18 protein-coding genes are annotated in these 17532 nt (G+C 26.2%); 13 read left to right on the top strand and 5 right to left on the bottom strand.

The features are described from left to right. From ACERKK_RS01920 to ACERKK_RS01860, 13 genes are all read left to right on the top strand, one after another. Nucleotides 1-638, top strand: a 638-nt coding sequence (locus ACERKK_RS01920) for a TolC family protein (RefSeq protein ID WP_373771384.1), incomplete at its 5' end; no start/stop codon positions are given. Nucleotides 639-693: 55 nt separating this feature from the next. Continuing rightward, a complete protein-coding gene (gene maf, locus ACERKK_RS01915) occupies nt 694-1257 on the top strand; it encodes a septum formation inhibitor Maf (RefSeq protein ID WP_373771383.1) in 564 nt (187 codons plus the stop codon). A 175-nt stretch (nt 1258-1432) separates the two neighbouring features. Beyond that, nucleotides 1433-1612, top strand: a complete 180-nt coding sequence (locus ACERKK_RS01910; RefSeq protein WP_373771382.1) for a hypothetical protein — start codon at nt 1433-1435, stop codon at nt 1610-1612. Between the two features lie 74 nt (nt 1613-1686). Further along, entirely contained in the window at nt 1687-2124 is a 438-nt protein-coding gene (locus ACERKK_RS01905) for a prepilin peptidase (RefSeq protein ID WP_373771381.1), read from the top strand. 10 nt (nt 2125-2134) lie between these two features. Then, a complete protein-coding gene (locus ACERKK_RS01900) occupies nt 2135-3178 on the top strand; it encodes a hypothetical protein (protein WP_373771380.1) in 1044 nt (347 codons plus the stop codon). Between the two features lie 23 nt (nt 3179-3201). Beyond that, nucleotides 3202-4821 (top strand): AAA family ATPase, encoded by a 1620-nt coding sequence (locus tag ACERKK_RS01895; protein ID WP_373771379.1) that lies wholly within the window; start codon nt 3202-3204, stop codon nt 4819-4821. Continuing rightward, nucleotides 4821-6416 carry a CpaF family protein gene (locus ACERKK_RS01890; protein ID WP_373771378.1) on the top strand — a complete coding sequence of 532 codons (1596 nt, stop codon included), beginning with the start codon at nt 4821-4823 and terminating at the stop codon, nt 6414-6416. Before ACERKK_RS01895 ends, ACERKK_RS01890 begins: the two co-directional genes overlap by 1 nt. Before the next feature lie 2 nt (nt 6417-6418). Continuing rightward, nucleotides 6419-7345 (top strand): type II secretion system F family protein, encoded by a 927-nt coding sequence (locus ACERKK_RS01885; protein ID WP_373771377.1) that lies wholly within the window; start codon nt 6419-6421, stop codon nt 7343-7345. Then, nucleotides 7345-8181: a type II secretion system F family protein gene (locus tag ACERKK_RS01880; protein ID WP_373771376.1), complete on the top strand. Its 837-nt coding sequence runs from the start codon at nt 7345-7347 to the stop codon at nt 8179-8181. The genes ACERKK_RS01885 and ACERKK_RS01880 overlap by 1 nt, the downstream gene beginning before the upstream one ends. A 21-nt stretch (nt 8182-8202) precedes the next feature. Beyond that, nucleotides 8203-9456 carry a hypothetical protein gene (locus ACERKK_RS01875; protein ID WP_373771375.1) on the top strand — a complete coding sequence of 418 codons (1254 nt, stop codon included), beginning with the start codon at nt 8203-8205 and terminating at the stop codon, nt 9454-9456. Next, the gene (locus ACERKK_RS01870; protein WP_373771374.1) at nt 9453-9863 is read left to right on the top strand and encodes a TadE/TadG family type IV pilus assembly protein; all 411 of its coding nucleotides are present in this window, start codon (nt 9453-9455) and stop codon (nt 9861-9863) included. The genes ACERKK_RS01875 and ACERKK_RS01870 overlap by 4 nt, the downstream gene beginning before the upstream one ends. 9 nt (nt 9864-9872) lie before the next feature. Beyond that, nucleotides 9873-11468, top strand: coding sequence for a hypothetical protein (locus ACERKK_RS01865; RefSeq protein WP_373771373.1), 1596 nt, complete (start codon nt 9873-9875; stop codon nt 11466-11468). A gap of 11 nt (nt 11469-11479) precedes the next feature. Next, nucleotides 11480-11674, top strand: coding sequence for a hypothetical protein (locus tag ACERKK_RS01860; RefSeq protein ID WP_373771372.1), 195 nt, complete (start codon nt 11480-11482; stop codon nt 11672-11674). 38 nt (nt 11675-11712) lie between these two features. Here ACERKK_RS01860 and ACERKK_RS01855 read toward each other — a convergent pair whose 3' ends face one another. Genes ACERKK_RS01855 through lysA form a run of 5 tightly spaced genes read right to left on the bottom strand, consistent with a single transcriptional unit; the run spans nt 11713 to nt 17435 of the window. Continuing rightward, nucleotides 11713-12180 (bottom strand): hypothetical protein, encoded by a 468-nt coding sequence (locus tag ACERKK_RS01855; RefSeq protein ID WP_373771371.1) that lies wholly within the window; start codon nt 12178-12180, stop codon nt 11713-11715. Between the two features lies 1 nt (nt 12181). Continuing rightward, entirely contained in the window at nt 12182-13984 is a 1803-nt protein-coding gene (gene dxs, locus ACERKK_RS01850; RefSeq protein ID WP_373771370.1) for a 1-deoxy-D-xylulose-5-phosphate synthase, read from the bottom strand. Nucleotides 13985-14001: 17 nt separating this feature from the next. Beyond that, nucleotides 14002-15108, bottom strand: a complete 1107-nt coding sequence (gene hisC, locus ACERKK_RS01845) for a histidinol-phosphate transaminase (protein WP_373771369.1) — start codon at nt 15106-15108, stop codon at nt 14002-14004. 28 nt (nt 15109-15136) lie between these two features. Further along, nucleotides 15137-16204 (bottom strand): chorismate mutase, encoded by a 1068-nt coding sequence (pheA, locus tag ACERKK_RS01840; protein WP_373771368.1) that lies wholly within the window; start codon nt 16202-16204, stop codon nt 15137-15139. A 22-nt stretch (nt 16205-16226) separates the two neighbouring features. Beyond that, complete coding sequence (lysA, locus tag ACERKK_RS01835; protein ID WP_373771367.1) at nt 16227-17435, bottom strand: diaminopimelate decarboxylase; 1209 nt, start codon at nt 17433-17435, stop codon at nt 16227-16229. Nucleotides 17436-17532: the final 97 nt, after the last annotated feature.

Here is a 17532-nt window from a genome sequence, read left to right as displayed (position 1 = left end):
AACAAATTGATATAAAATCACAAAATAAAGATATAAAAAACTTAGCAAAAAACACTACTTTAAAATATGATAATCTAGAAGAGTTAATAAACTTAGCATTAAAACAAAGAGCTGAAATTAAAAAATACCAAGAGTTAATAAAAACAAATAAAGCAAATATAAAAAATGTTAAATCACAATATTATCCAACACTTGATGCTAGTGCTTCATATACTGATAAAAACTCTGATGATATAAGTTCACTAGAAACATCTCAAACAGCAATTATGTTAAATCTTAAATGGAATTTATTTACAGGCCTTTCAACATCAAAAGATAAAAAAATAGCAATATCAAATTTAAGTTCTACAAATAAACAACTAGAACAAACAAAATTACAAATTACACAAGATATAACGAATGCATATTTTAATATGAAACAAAGTTTTGATAGTATTAAAATAGGTCTTTTGAGTTTAGACTTATCAATAAAAAATCTTAACCTAGCAAATGAAAGATATAAAGCTGGATTAAATGACTTATTAGAAGTAAATGATGCAAAACTTGAATACACTCAAGCTAAAAATAGTTTAATAAATTCATACTATACGCACCTAAGTAACAATGCACAAGTAAAATATGAACTAGGAATAAAATAATTTTTAGAATTTAACAAAAAAAATACTACAATTAGCCAAAATAAAAAGGCTAATTGTGATAAGACTAGGTTCAAACTCTCCTACACGGGCGCTAATACTTAAAAATAACAACATCGATTTTATACAAAATGGTGGTAACTTTGATGAAGATTCAATAAAAACAACTAACCCAAAATCATTTGTATATCAGGCTACTTTAGGAAAGTATAAAGAGCTTTATGAAAAATATGGTGTCCAAGATATGCCACTATTAGTTGCAGATAGTGTGGTTACTGCAAATGGTGAACTTTTAAGAAAAGCAAAAGATATAAATGATGCAAAAAGAATGCTTGATTTACAAAGCAATAATAAAACATCAGTTATCACTTGTATGATTTATAAAAGTAAAGATAAAGAGGTAATTGATATATCAATAACTACTTATGAATTCTCAAAATTCATTGACCAACATCAAGAAGAATACCTAAATTCTGGTTTATACAAAGGGAAAGCAGGTGCAATTATGGTTGAAGGTTTTTGTAAACCATATATAAAAAATGTTATAGGTTTTGAATCAACTGCAATGGGATTATGTGTTGAAAAGCTTGAATTATTTTTAAGCCCTAATAAAAATTATTAAGGCTTAGTAAAGTTAATGTGTGTCAAAATTTCAAATAAAGGCTACTCTTAAGTCTAACTTAACAGGGTAGTCAAAAGACCTAAAACTTCGAGTTTTTATGTAGGTACTAAGATAGTAATTCTTTTGTCTTCATATTAAACTCAATTATTTATTTTAATTACATAAGGATGATGAAATGTTTGATTTTATTAAAAGAAGATTAAAAAGTGACAAAGGTGCAATGGATAAAATTATTGTAACTTTATTATTAGTTATTGTTGGTGTTGGTGCAGTTGTTGGACTAAGTTCATGGGTTAACACAGAAGTAAATACTGTTAAAAATTCTGCAACTGGTGCAATCGCAAACGTGAACTAATAATTGTTATTAGGATATAAGGAAATGTGGTCTTTTAAAACTGCATTTTCTTATAATAATTAAAAAAAGTTTAAATGTTTACAATAATATTTTATATATTTTCTTTACTGTTATCATATACAGATTACAGAAAGTTTTTAGTACCAAATGATATTGTTATTGCTATGTCAGTTATGATGATAGTTTTTGGTTTCTTAAACTCGAATATATATATGAGTTCTATAATACTCTGTTTTATTGTATTACTTTTTTTTATTGTATTATTACTAATAAATAGGCATATTATTTTAGGTGGTGGAGATATAAAGTACATGATGATTGTTGCTTTATATTTAGGAGTTGAACCTTTTGCACTTTTTTTAGTTGTAACAGGACTATTACAAACAATTACTCTTTTATTTATTCAAAAAATAAAAAAAAGAAAGATTGCTCCAATGGTGCCAGTCATGTTTCTATCAGCCATTATTGTTGATGTTTTGACTTTATTTAAATTTTATCCATTTAAATTTTAAAGGTAAAATTATGAAAAAGGCAATCATAGATCAAATCTTACTAATACTTTTTCTTTTTGTTGCTTTAGTTGGTATAGGTGCAACTATAAGTGATAATATGAAAGCAAGAGACAAATATTATAACTTAAAAAAAATTACTGACAATGCAGTTTTAACATTAGCAAAATATTATGTAAATGTTGAACAAAATACAGATTCTGCAGAAAATATCTACGACAATATGCTTACTCAAACAAATTTAGGAAATGAAATTTCATCTAGTATTGTTTATACTTGGGATTTTATATCCCAACCTAATACTGTAACTGCTAATATTTCAAACTATGAAGAAAGCACTTTTTGGTTCAAACTTTTTGGATTAAACTCTTTTTCTTTAAATGTACAATCAATTGCTACTATTACTACTATTGATTCAGGAGAACCAACTTCCTCATACTCAGCAGGAATTGCTCCATTTGCAATAAATGATAGCAATTTTGCTATTGGTGATGCACTTGGTTTTAATTATTCATTAACAGCAGGTTGGCAATATTCTGATAAAGATACTTTTTATCCAATACTTACAAATAGTGATTGTGATTGTAATTTTATATTAAGTAATAAATTTGATTTTTCTGATCTTGGTTTTGATGTTGATAATTGTAATGCAAGTTCATCTGGTTGTACAACACATGGAGAGAGCGAATTTCGTGATTATGCAAGAGAATTAGATAATATTTATAATAGTGGGCAAAGTATAGATTTTGAAGATGGGAAAACTGATTCACCAATATCTTTAATTGGAACATATCTTGGAAATACAACTTCAAGTTGGGGAACACAAATAAATCACTTATCTTCTGGTATTTATGATATTATTGGAAATAGTGGACAAAATTTACCAATTGAAATGGACTTTATTACATTAGATACAGGTGGAATTGCAAATGGTATTGTAAGATTAAAAATAACTGGTTATGATATGGAAACAACAACAAGTCCAGGAAATAGATATATTCAACTTATTACAGAAGTTGTATCAGCAAAAACAGAAGAAATTAAATTAGTTGAATAAAACTAATACACGAGGATAGGACAATGAAAATAGATACTTTTCAGGAAAAACAAGAAATTATAAAAGAAAAAGCCTCGGTAAGTGAGCAAATCTTTGAAATGCTTGAATTATTTACAGATCTAGCTAATATGCCCTACATATCGTATTATACATATGATTATGAATATAATGATTTTTTTTATGAGTTCTCTATTGATAAAAATGGGAAAAAAATTGATGCACCAAGTGGTGAACTAAAAAAATATAAAATATTATTAAAAAGAAAAAATATAATATTTGGATATATTCTTATTTATAAAAAAATTAAATCTAATCCAATCTTACATAAATTATTACTAAAAATAAATAAACACTTAGAAAAGCAAAGAGAGCTAAAAAGAAAACTTATGGGTAATGATATATCATTTAATATATATCTAATTCATGATGAAGATTTAGCAATGTTTGCAAAAAATATGAAATCAGGATTAGAAGGCCTATTTAATGTTGAAATTAGTATGGGTACATCAATAAAAAAATACTCTCATGAAATAAAATCAAAAGATACAAAACATATAATTATATATTTAATAAATGATCAAGAAAAAATTGAATCACAAGAAAAATATATTAAATATTTAAATGAATTAATTATAGTTATTGGACCAAATGATCACCATACATCAATGTATTGTGGAAGATTAGGAATTCAAAACTATATTCCAATAAATGAATTTAGAGCAGAAGATATTAAATCTATTATTATTAATACTAGAAATAACTTAATGCAAAAAAATAAATTTGGAAATAAAATAATTGGTATAAATGGTATTTCAGGAGGAATTGGAACTACAACAATTGCTATGAATATGGCTGACTTATTAGCAACAAATTTACCTAATAAAAATATTTTATATATTGATTTAGCAACAACAAAAGCAATTAGTAATCTATTTTTAGAAAAAAATCCACTACCTGAAAAAACTATTATTGACTTAATTAATACAAATGAATTTAATATTGAAAAGAATCTTGAACATGGTTTGATTAAAAAAAGCGAGAATTTTTATTGTATTACGGGAATTCAAAAACATATAGATAAAGAATTTTTAGAAAAAGATATTTTTATTGAAAAGTTATTAGAGTATATTTCAGCAGCAAGTGATGATTTTAATTTTATTATTATTGATATAGGTATTTCAGATGCTTCAAACTTAAAATCAACAATATATGATGTAGTAAATGAACTATGGCTTGTAACAGAAATGACTCTTCCTCATATTTCAAAGCTAAAAACATTTTATTCACTAATGAAAAGAGCTGGATTAAAAGATAAAATCTCATTTATTGTTAATAGATATGATTCACAAAATGCACTTTCTGTATATGATTCACAAAGTGCAATTTCAGTAAGTGATGTTACTTCAATTTTAAATATGACAAATGAAGATAAAGAACAATTTGATAGTTTCAAAATTCCAAATGATTATAAAAGTTTAGGAAAATGTTGGAATTACTGCGAATTAGCATCAGAAAAAGCACAAGATTCTCTTTTTATTAAAAAGTTAGATTCAATATTAAAAGATAAAGGTTTTTACAATAAAGGTAAAGACTCTTCAAAGAGTAAAGGTTGGTTTGCTTCAATCTTTAAAAAGGGTAAATAATGAGAAGTTTAAGAGCTTTAATTGAAGATCAAGAAGATAATACTTCAAAATCAGATTTAATTATAGATGAAAATTCTGAAGAAGTTCTTGAGGAAACAGTTAAAGAAAAAATAAATAAAGTTAAAAGAAATGTTTCTGTTAGTACTGAAATTACATTTCCAGAATTATATATAGATAAAGTATTATATGAATTAGCTTTAAAAATAAATGATAATTTTATGATGAATTTAAAATCAGATAAAAAGCTTACATTAGACTCTTTAGAAGAAGTATTACCTGAATTTATATCATCATTTAATGAAACAAGAAACTTACATAGAGAAACATTAGATGATATAAAAGAGATGATTATAAATAATATTATTGGATATGGTCATATCTCTACTATTTTTACAAGAGCAAAAGATGGTTTAAATGATGTTATTATAAATACAAAAGATTATATTGATATTATTTATAGAGGGAAAACTGTACAAACACCTTTTACATTTAGAAGTGAAGAAGAACTAAGAAAAGTTATTGATAGAATGCTTGCTGAAAATAATAGAAAAATTGATGAAGCGCATCCAATTATCTCAAGTAAATTAAATGATGGTTCAAGAGTTGAAGTTCAAATTCCTCCAATTGCTGCAAATGACGGTTCTTGTGTTACTATTAGAAAATTTAATGAAATACCATTATTACTAGAAATGCTTATAGATTCAGGTCAAATGGATTATAAAATGGCATATTTCTTAGTAAAAGCAGCCAAAGGAAAATGTAATATTATTGTATCAGGTGGTACATCAAGTGGTAAAACTACATTCTTAAATGCAGTTACTAGATTTGTTGATGGTAATGAACAATTAATGGTAATTGAAGATACAAAAGAGATGCAACCTCAAATGCCATGTCACTCTATTAGATCTTATGAAGCAAGAATGGCAAATGAAGAAGGAAAAGGTGCAATTACACTTGACTTCTTACTTCGTTCAGCACTAAGATCAAGTCCAAGAAGAATTATTGTTGGTGAGTGTAGAGGTCCTGAAATTGTTGTAATGCTAAATGCTATGAATACAGGACATCCAGGTTCAATGACAACAGTTCATGCTGATAATACAAAAGAAGCACTTGTAAGAATTGAAAATATGTATCTAGAAGCAAGACCTAGTGCTAATATTAACTTTATTAGAACACAAATGGTATCTGCTATTGATATTATTATTCAACTTGTTAGATTTCCAGATGGAACAAGAAAACTTATTACAATTTCAGAAATTGAAAAAAGAATTGAAGATAATGGTGTTGTATCTTTAAATAATATTTTTGAATTTAAAAGAGATACTTCTGATATGAAAAAAACAAAAGGTGAATTTCAAGTTTTATCAACTCCATCAAGAACAGTTGATCAAATGAATATGTTTGGTGTTGAAATTGATAAAAGAGTATTTGATCCAAATTTTGATATGCCAAAATCAATGCTTATTGAAGCTTTAGAACAAGATTTACCTTCTGTTATGTGTGGTTGGAAAGATAAATATCTAAATGATTTCTTAGATAAAGATCCTCAACTATTTCATAAATGGCCACACTTTCAAAAAATGAATAAGGTTTAGTTATGGATGATCTATTTCTATTTTTTATTATTGTTATACCAATGTTATTAATATCTTTTAGTTTTTATTTATTTATTTTTTATATAAAAATGAATAATCAAAAAATTATTATTAATACTTTAATTAATACAAATAGTAAAATTTTAGATAAGAAAAAAAATACAAATATTAATACAGATGATATAAATCCATTAGTTAAAAAACTAGCCTTTGCAGGATATTCAATGAAAGGTGTTGAATATGTATTTTTAGCTATTTGCTTAGGATTTGGATTATTAACTAGTTTCTTTATTTATTTTCTTGCAGGATCAAAGCTAATTTTTGCATGTACTACAATAATTTTCTCATCATTTCCATATTTAGTTTTACATAAAATTGTAAAAGTAAGAGAAGAAGAGTTTAACTTTAGTCTAAAAGAGATAATAGATAAGGTAACAAGTATGATGAAAAGTGGTGTAGGTTTTGAACAAGCATTAAAAAAATCTATTGCTACTTCAAAATCAGAACTAACAAAAAAAGTTTTCTCAATTTATGTAAATGAAAAAGCAGTAATTGGTGAAGATAAATGTTTTGAAAAAATGTTTAAACTAATAGAATCAAAAGAGTTAAGAATTTTTTATCTAGTAATTTCAATAGGTAGAAAATCAGGTGGTAAGTTTTCAAATACATTAGAAAAATTAAGAAAAACATTACATGATCAAGGAGAAATCAAACAAGAAATTACTTCATCAACAAAAGAGATAAAAGTTGGAACATATATGATAATTGCTATTATCTTTTTTACTTATATTATGATGAACAATGCATTAGATAATTCATTAAATGCGCATTTCTTTGGTAGTGAAATAGGAAAAATTCAATTATTTTTTATAATTGTTTGGGTTGCCTTTGGCTTATTTATAAATAGTTTATTAACAAAGATAAAATGATGGAAAAAGAACTTTTATTACTTATTGTTGGACCAATTTTATTATGTATATTAATTGTAACACTACTAATATATATGGATAGAAGAAGACACCAACAAAATATCATATTACTGTCAAAACTAGATAATAAAGCAATTATTGAAGAGCAAAATAAAACTAAGCGAAATGATAATTTAACTTTACAATTAATACAAGCAGGTATTACATATAAAGAATATACGGAAGCTAGGTTATTATTTTCACTTATTGGATTAATTATAATGATTGTAATTCCAATGTTTGCACCATTAAGTATTGGTATTATTGCAGGTGCAATTGGTGTATTATGTATCATTTTTGGTGGTAAAATATATATAAGTATTGCTAAAAGTGAAAGAATTGAGAAAATTGATAGAGATCTTGGTATTTTTCTTGACTTGGTAAATGTAATTCTTGAAGCAGGTGGAAGTTTAAAAAATTCATTTATGGAAGTTTCTAAAAGAGCTAAGGGAATTATTGATGATGAGTTATTAAGAGAAATTAGTATCTTAGAGTATGAAATGACTAATTATTCTACAAAAGTAGCTTATGAAAATTTAAAACAAAGAGTTGATAGTAGAGAGCTTGATAAAATCGTTGACTTTTTAATATTAAGTGAGGAAACAGGAATTGGTGTAAAAAATATTTTTGCAATGCAATCTGATGAAATGAGACAAGCGAAGTTCTATCAAATAAAAGGAAAAGTTAATACATTAAATATGTATTTAATGCTAATAATTTTTCTATTTGTTTTGCCTGCATTAGGCGCATTTATTGTTTTTCCTGTTATGGGTGGAACATTAACAATTGGATTATAATATTCACAAGGGGGAGAGATTATGCGAGTAAATATGCATGTAAATAAACAAATAGTAATAATACTGATTTTAGCATCATTACTACTTTCAGCAGTTGGAGCAGCGTTTTACTTTTTTAAAAAAAATAAAGAAACATTAAAAAGTAAGAATGAATTAATTACTATCTTTATTGCAAAAGAAGATTTAAAAAGAAATACTTTAATTGAATTAAAGCATTTAACAAAAACTCAAGTTGCAAAACAATTTATCTTAAATAAACCATTATTAAAAAATGAGATTTTAGGTAAATATACAAAAGAAGTAATATATAAAAATGAGATATTTTTAAAACAAAAATTAAATACCAAAATTGAAAAAAATAGAGCAAAAATATTAGACTTTAAACATAGTAGTTACAATATGCAATTTGCACTTTTTCATAACCCCGATTACTCTTTAGTTCAAGGTGATTTAATTAATATTATTTCAGTAATACCAACAGGTACAATTATAAAAGGAAAAGTTTATGATTATGCTGTTGAATATGCTGCTAATAATTTAAAAATATTAGGTTTTTTAAGAGATGGAAGACCAGAATCCGAAACAATTACAAAACAAAAAATAAGAAGAATTGTAAATAAAAAAGAAGTTGAACAAGTAGTTGATGTAAAATCAGATCAATTAATTCTTGATGTTCAACCAGATGTTTTATTAAGATTGATTAAAGATTATAATAAAGGTAATCAATTATGGATGGTAAAAACAAGAGAATCAGCTCAAATTGAACCTTCTGATCAAGCTTCTGTAAAAAAAGATGTAATTGAAAAAGTAAAAGATGGTAAAGTTGAAGTTATTAAAAATACAGCAGATGATGTAAAAACTAAAACTATTGATAAAATAGTAAAAGTTATAAAACCTAAAGTTTATACATATAAATGGTACGAAGCAAAAGCAAGAACAATTTCAAGAAGTGCTGTAATTGAATACTCAAAAAATGGTGCTAGTAAAGATAATAAAAATGCAAAAAGAAAAGATGTAAATATAACATTAGAACCTAATAATCTTTGTTCAGAAATTAAAGATAAACTAATTGTAGGTAGTTCTAATAATTTCTATGCACGTTCTCAAGCAGATAAAAAGTCTAAATATAAAAGAATTTTACATAAAAACACAATTATCCCTTATGTTGAAGTAGTTGGACAATGGTACAAAACTTGTGATAATAATTTTATCCATACAAGCGTTGTAAAAAAAATCTCTTATGAAGAGGCAAAAAAAAGATTGGCTAAAAAATGAAAAATGCAGTAGTTGACCAAATATTACTATGGATGGTATTATTTGTAATATTTGTAGGGTTTTTATTTTTTATTATTGATTATTCAAATGCAATAAAAGTAAAAGACAATGCAGATGCACTTGCAGATTATTCTGCAAGAATGGTATCATTAGGTAAATCAGATGCGGATATAACTACAGGCTTAAATAATATAAAAGGAGATTTTGTAGCAACTATTGCTCCAAATTCATTAACTTGTGTAGAGGATACATCTGTATCAAACTACCAAGTAATTATACATATTTATGCAACATTGACAAATAGTTTTTTACCAGTTTCAAGCAATAATATTCATGCAAAAACTGTAGTTTTTAATGAAGACAATGAATTTAAACAAGAGTGTTCTTTAACACTAACACTTAATTAGGAGACGATTATGAATTTTATATATAAAATATTATTTACGTTTTTAATCTTAACAAATATTAGTTTTGCAAATACTCTAACACAAACAAATATTTTTGATAAAAGTTTTTCGATAAATAAAGGTGCCTTCAAAATTATTGAGTTTGATAAAATGATTAAGAAAGTAAAAGTTAGTGATAAAGAACACATTGAAATTGAATTTCTAGAAAATAATGCCAAACCATTGCAAGGAATAAAAATCTTTGCTAAAGAACTAGGTCATTCAAATATATTAATTACTTTTCAAGATTTCACTTCTTTACATATTGATATTAATGTGAGTGAAAATTTATCAAGCATTATAGAAATTGCAAAAGCAATTAGTCCAGATATTAAAATTCAACAAAATAATAATAAGGTAATATTAAAAGGTAAAGTAGTAAATCAAAAAATAAAAAATAAAATTCTTGATTTATTTAGTAAATCAGGTATTGATCTTAATAAAGATTTAGTTGATTTATTAACATTACAAAATCCAGATAAAATGATTAGAGTAAAACTTTATGCTGTTGAAATTAATAATAATAAAGGTCTAGATTTAAAAAACAATTGGTTTGTTTCAAGCAAAAACTATATGGAAGTAAAAACAAGTGATGGATATTATAATGCACCATTAAACCAATATGGAGCTGGATATACAGTTAAAGATTATAAAGAAGTAACTGATTCAGCAGGAAATACTTCAATTGTTCCAAAAAGTTGGTCTATTACAAGTAATGAAATTAATAGTCTTGCTAATAATCAAAGAAACTCTTTAGTAAATGGTGCAATAGATAACTTAATGGCAAGTGCTGTTTCATTAACTGGAGGTTTAACTGGTGCAGCTAATTATTTAGGTAAATATTTCAACTCAGGATTAACACTAAATTATTTAAAAAGTAAGGGAGTTGCAAATATTTTAGATGAGACAACACTTTTAACTTTAGAAAATAAAAATGCTAAGTTTCATGCAGGAGGAACAATTTATATAAAAGTTCAAACAACAACAGATACAGGTGTTCCCTCAACACAAATTAGAGATATTAATTATGGATTATTACTAGATATTAAAGCACAAAATATAGTAAATGATGAATATATCAACTTAGATATAACAACAAAATCTACCCAAATTGATTGGTCAAGACAAGTTGATGGTATTCCTAGTTTTAGTGAAAAATCAATTATAACAAATGTTGTTGTAGGTAATAAATCCACTATAGTTCTTGGAGGATTAATAAATAGTCAAAATGCAAAAGATATTGAGAAAATACCACTTTTGGGTGATATCCCTATTCTTGGATTTTTATTTACTAGTAAATCATTTAGAGAAGGCAAAAGTGAGTTAGTATTTTTTATAACACCAGAAATTGTTAATCCTGCATCAAACAATCAAAATGAATTGTTTAAAGAAAAAACTGAAGCCTTAAATAGTATGGATTTTACTTTTGATGAAGATAAGAAAAAAAACAAAGAAAATTTAAATGAAGAAAAGAAAAATAAGTTAATTGAAAATAATCAAAGTAAAGTAAGTCAAAACCAGAAAAAACTTCACGAGCAAAGAGTAAGAGAAATATTAGGTTACTAAAAGGATTTAAAATGTTTACTTTTATTAAAAGACGACTAAGAAATCAAAAAGGTGCAATGGATAGAGTTATAGTTACTCTTTTACTAGTAATAGTAGGAGTAACAGCTTTTGTTGGATTAAATACATGGATTGATTCTAATGTAAGTTCAGTGAAAAATTCTGCTTCTAGTACTATTACAAATACTACAAGCACTATTTCTAATTAAATATTTTAAGATAACAAAGTTATTTAAATCTTTGTATCTTAAAATAGTGTTTTCATAATCGTAATCATTCCTATATGTAAGTTATAATTAGCAACAGGAAAATCAAGATTATCTTCATCTTGAAGATTTACTCTAAATGAACTTAGGTATGTTCCTAGTGTTTCTAAGTTAATTTTTGAATAATTAACATCTTTATATTCAGTTCTTAATAATGTTCCTGATTGATTACTTTGTTCAATTGTAAAGGCTAATGTTCTTAAAGAAATCAAATCAGTCCATGCATAAAAAAGTTCTGAATCTAAATCTTTTACAATTTTACCCTCAGGTGTAAATAAAAGGTTTTGTTCTTTAAGTGGAATTAAAACTGATAAAATTGCATCTACAAAAGGTACAATCTTTTCTTTCCAAAAAGGTGCTTCATCACTATTTTCTAAAGCCTTTTTATAAGTATCTAATATCTCTTGTTTATTAGTATTTTTTAATAGTTCGTTTAATTTATCATTCATTTTATATTACTCTTTTTACTAATTGTTCAGGTAATAAACCTAAACTTTCTTCTACTTTTTTTGTATCACCATGATCAATAAAATCATCTTCATATTCAAAACTTGTAAGTTTAACACAAACTTTGTCTTCATTTAAAAACTCTAAAATAGCACTACCTACTCCACCTTGTTTTTGTGAATCAGAGAAAATATACCAATCATCATATTTTTTTGCTAAATCTTTTAAAGTCTCTTTATCTAAAGGCTTAACAAATCTTAAATCTAAAATAGCAATATCTTCATTATGAAGTTTTTCAGTATTAACAGCACGTCCTACACCAGCACCGTAACCAATAAATAATTTATTTGAAGTACCCTCTTTTAAAACTTGTGCCTTTCCTAATTCAAAAGGAACTAAAGGAAAATCAAGTTCTTCAAAAGCTCCTCTTGGATATCTAATAGCGCAAGGTGAAGTTAATTTATATGAAAACTCTAAGGCATTTTCAAGTGTATCATTATCTCTTGGAGCAAATAAAATCATATTTGGAATAAATCTTAAATATGAAATATCAAATGCACCTTGATGTGTTTCTCCATCATTTCCAACTGTTCCTGCTCTATCTATTGCAAAAACTACTGGCAGATTCATTAAACATACATCATGAATTATCTGATCAAATCCTCTTTGTAAAAAAGTAGAATAAATAGTAATAAAAGGTTTAAAACCCTCTTTTGCCATTGCAGCCATTGAAGTTACTGCATGTTGTTCTGCAATTGCAACATCCCAAAATCTTGTTGGAAATTTCTCCATAAGTTTATTTATACCTGTACCACTTGGCATTGCTGCTGTAACACCTACAATATTATCATACTTGCAAGCAAGAGAGCATAGTGCATCTGCAAAAACAGCGGTCGCTGATTTTGGAGCAGCTTTTTTAACAAATGCACCATTTTCTACATTAAAAGGACCAACTCCATGCCAATGTTCATGTTGACCTTCTGCAATTTTATAACCTTTTCCTTTTACTGTTCTTGCATGAACGATTACAGGTTTTTTCATCTCTTTTGCTAGGATTAAAGTTTCTATAACTTCCTCTATATTATGTCCATCAATTGGACCAATATAATCAATACCCATCTCTTCAAATAAAATTCCAGGAGTAATAAGTTTCATAGCCTCTTCCATACGTTTAGCTATATAAGTAGTACCTTCTGGCATATTTTTTTTAATAAAAGTATCAACTTTACTTTTAAAGTTTTGGTAGTGTTTTCCAGCAAGAAGTTTTGAAAGATGTTTTGAAATTGCTCCAATTGGCTTAGCAATTGACATTTCATTATCATTTAAAATGATTACAACAGGAAGTTTTAAATCACCTAGTTCATTTAAAGCCTCATAAACCATTCCAGCAGTCATAGAACCATCACCAATCATAACAACTGGTACTCTATCCTCTTTTTTAAGCTCAATTGCTTTAGCAGCACCTACAGCTAAAGAAATAGAAGTTGAACTATGTCCTGCTACAAAATAATCAGCAGGGCTTTCTTTTGGTTTTGTAAATCCACTTAATCCACCAAACTGTCTAATAGTTTCAAACTCTTCCCAACGACCTGTTAATAGTTTATGAGGATAACACTGATGAGAAACATCAAATATAAAAGGATCACTATATGCATCAAAAACATTGTGCATACCTACTGTTAATTCAACAGCACCTAAAGTTGAAGAAAAGTGTCCACCTTTTCTTGATACGACATCAATTATTCGTTCTCTTATATCTTCTGATATTTCTTCTAATTCTTTAAGTGATTTATCTTTTATATTCATTATTTCATCTTTAAAGTTTATTTTAATTTTTCTAATACTTCATCTAATATTTTAAATACTTTAGTATTTTGTTCATTTGAACCAATTGTAATTCTAATCGCATTTACACCATATCCAGTAAGATCTCTTACAATAATTCCTCTTTGAAGTAATTCTTGTGCAACTTCTTTAGAAGAGAATTTATTCCCAAATTTTATTGTAATAAAGTTTGTATATGATGGGATATAATCAAAACCTTTAGATTTAGCATAATCTTCATATCTTGTCATTTCATCAAAGTTTTTAGCAATACAAGTATTTACAAACTCTTCATCTTTTAGTGCTTCAATAGCAGCAGCTAGTGTTAATGTTGTAATATTAAAAGGCGCTCTTAATTTGTATAAAGTTTTAATTATATCTTCTTGTGCAATACCATATCCAACTCTCATTCCACCTAATGCATAAGCTTTTGAAAATGTTCCTAAATATATACAATTAGGGAAAGTAGATATTAAATCTTTTGCATCAATTTTTTTCTTTTCATCTTTAAAACTTGCATACTCTTGATAAGCACCATCAACTACTACTAAAGTATTTGAATCAACCGTTTTTAAGAACTCATATACATCCTCTTTATCTAAACATTCACCTAATGGATTATTTGGTAAACATAAGAAAATTATATCAGCACCATGTTTTTTATACTCAGCTGAAAATTGTTCTAAATTATGCTCATCATCAACAGTTTTAATAATAGTAGAACCTGTTTGTTTTCCATAAATTTCATACATTGCAAAAGTAGTTTTTGACATTAAAATCTTTGAGTCTTTATCACATTTTGCATGTACACAAAATTCTAATATTTGGTCACTTCCTGAACCAATAATTACATTTGAACTTTCTACATTAAATTTATTTGATAATGCTTCTTTTAATTCATACATTGAATCATCAGGATATACAAACATATTCTGTGCTATTTCTTTAATCTTAGCAGTAACTTTTGGAGATGTTCCATAAGGATTCTCGTTTGAAGCTAATTTAATAATATCTTTTGGATTGATTCCATATTCTCTAACAACTAATTCTATTGGTTTACCAGCTTCATAAATTGTCACATTGTCTAATACTTTATTAAATTCCATTTGTGTTTTCCTATAATACTAATTTCTATTAAATATCGTTTATTTCTTTTACATAAGAGCCTAAAACTTTCACTTTTTCTCTATGTTTATCTAATACACTTTTAACATTTTCATCATCTTGGTGACCATCAAAATCAATAAAGAATATTGAATCACCTTCTACAATATGTGATTTGATTTTTGTTAGGTTTATTTCTAACTCATTAAAATCAGATAAAAATTCTACTAAAGCACCCTGTCTATCTTTAAATCTTACTAGAATTGATGTTTTATCATTACCTGATTGTGTATTTTCAAAATCACTTATTATAAAGAATCTTGTTTTATTATTGTCTTTATCTTCAATATTTTCAAATAAAATTGGAAGATTATGTAATTTTGCACCAACATGAGGACAAATAGCAGCACTTCCTGCTTCAGTTGCTGCAATTTTTGCTGCTTTTGTAGTTGATTCAATTGGTATTAATTCTACTTCATCAAGTCCAAAATTTGTTAAAAACTTTCTACATTGTTCAAAAGCAATATCTTTTGAATATATTTTTTTAATATCTGATACTTTATCACAAGTACTTGCAAGTGTATGATGAATATCTAAAACAACTTCTGCAATAATTTTTAAATTATATTTATTTAAACAATTAATCGTATCAGTTACAATTCCATTAGAAGAATTTTCAATAGGAACTACACCAAATCTTGCTTTTTTTGTATTAACTTCTCTAAAAATACCTTTTATTGAAGAGATTGATACATATGAACTCATAGCACCAAATCTAGCTTCAGCAGCTTGATGTGTAAAGCTTCCTTCTGGTCCTAAGTATGCAACATTTTCAGGTAATTCTAAATTTCGTGAAATTGCAAAAATCTCTAAGAAAAGTGCTTCAATAGCAGCTCTATTTAGCATACCATCATTTAAAGACTCTAATCTATCAATAATAGCTTTTTCTCTTTCTGGTCTATAAATTGCTCCTCCACTTTGGGCTTTTACTACACCAACTTCATGAACAACTTTCATTCTTTCATTAATAAGTTTAAGTAGTTCATTATCAATATTATCTAATTTATCTCTTAAACCTTGTAATCCTGCTTCACTCATTTTTAACCTTCTACTTGATCAATTATTTTATATATTCTTCTTCTAATGCAATTAAATCTTCAAATGTTTCTCTTTTTCTAATTATTCTATCAATTCCATTTTCATACGCTATTTCTGCAACTTTTCCTCTAGTATTATAGTTAGATGCCATTGTAAAACAGTATGCTCCCGCACTATAAATAGCAACTAAATCATTATGTTCTGTTTTTGGTAATTGAATATTTTTAGCAAAGAAATCACCACTTTCACAAATAGGTCCAACTAAGTTACAATCTGAGAACTCTTTATTATCATTTAATACTTCTAATCTATGAGAAGCATTATATAAAGCAGGTCTAATTAAATCATTCATAGCTCCATCAACTATTACAAATCTTTTTTCACCATTTACTTTTTCATATAATACTTTAGTTACAAATACTCCAGAATTACCAACTAAAAATCTTCCTGGTTCACAAACAACAGTAATATCTAAACCAAACATTGTTTCTAAAATAGATTGTGCATACTCATTTGTATCAATTAAAGTTTCATCATCATAAACAATACCTAATCCACCACCAATATCCATAAATGATAAATCAATATTGATTGCACTTAAGTTTCTTACTAAATCTGCAACAATTTTTACTGATTCTTTAATTGGCTCTAATTGCGTTAATTGAGAACCAATATGACAATGAATTCCAACTGGATCTAAATTCTCAGAGTTTTTACATTGAATATACATTCTTTTTGCTGTATTAATATCAACACCAAATTTATTTTCATGTAATCCTGTTGAAATATAAGGATGTGTTTGAGGATCAATATTTGGGTTTACTCTAATTGAAATTCTAGCTTTTTTATTTAATTCTTTTGCAATTAATTCAACTCTATTAAGTTCAGCATCACTTTCAACATTTATCATTAAAATATCAAGTTCTAGTGCTTCTTTAATTTCAGAATCAATTTTTCCAACACCAGAAAAAATGATTTTGTAAGGAGCAATACCAACTTTAAGTGCTCTTTTTACTTCACCAATAGAAACACAATCAGCACCTGCTCCTAAATTTGCAAGATGTTTAATAACTGATAAATTTGAGTTTGCTTTAACAGCATAAGCAACTAATGATTTTCTAGCTTTAAAAGAACCTTTTAATTCTTCATACTGTTTAGTAATATGATCAAAATCATATACATAATAAGGTGTTTGATATTTATTTGCTAATTCTTTAAAATTTATATTCATTTTTATTATTTCCTATTGTCTAAAATCTTAATTTAAAATTTGTTCTAGTAAATTTAAAAGTAAAACTTTTTTAAATAATAAAAAGTAGAAAACTTAG

This window comes from Poseidonibacter sp., from assembly GCF_041821165.1.
Lineage (GTDB): Bacteria > Campylobacterota > Campylobacteria > Campylobacterales > Arcobacteraceae > Poseidonibacter.
Note: the sequence above shows the minus strand (reverse complement) of the source record. Positions and strands in the feature narration are given on the sequence as shown.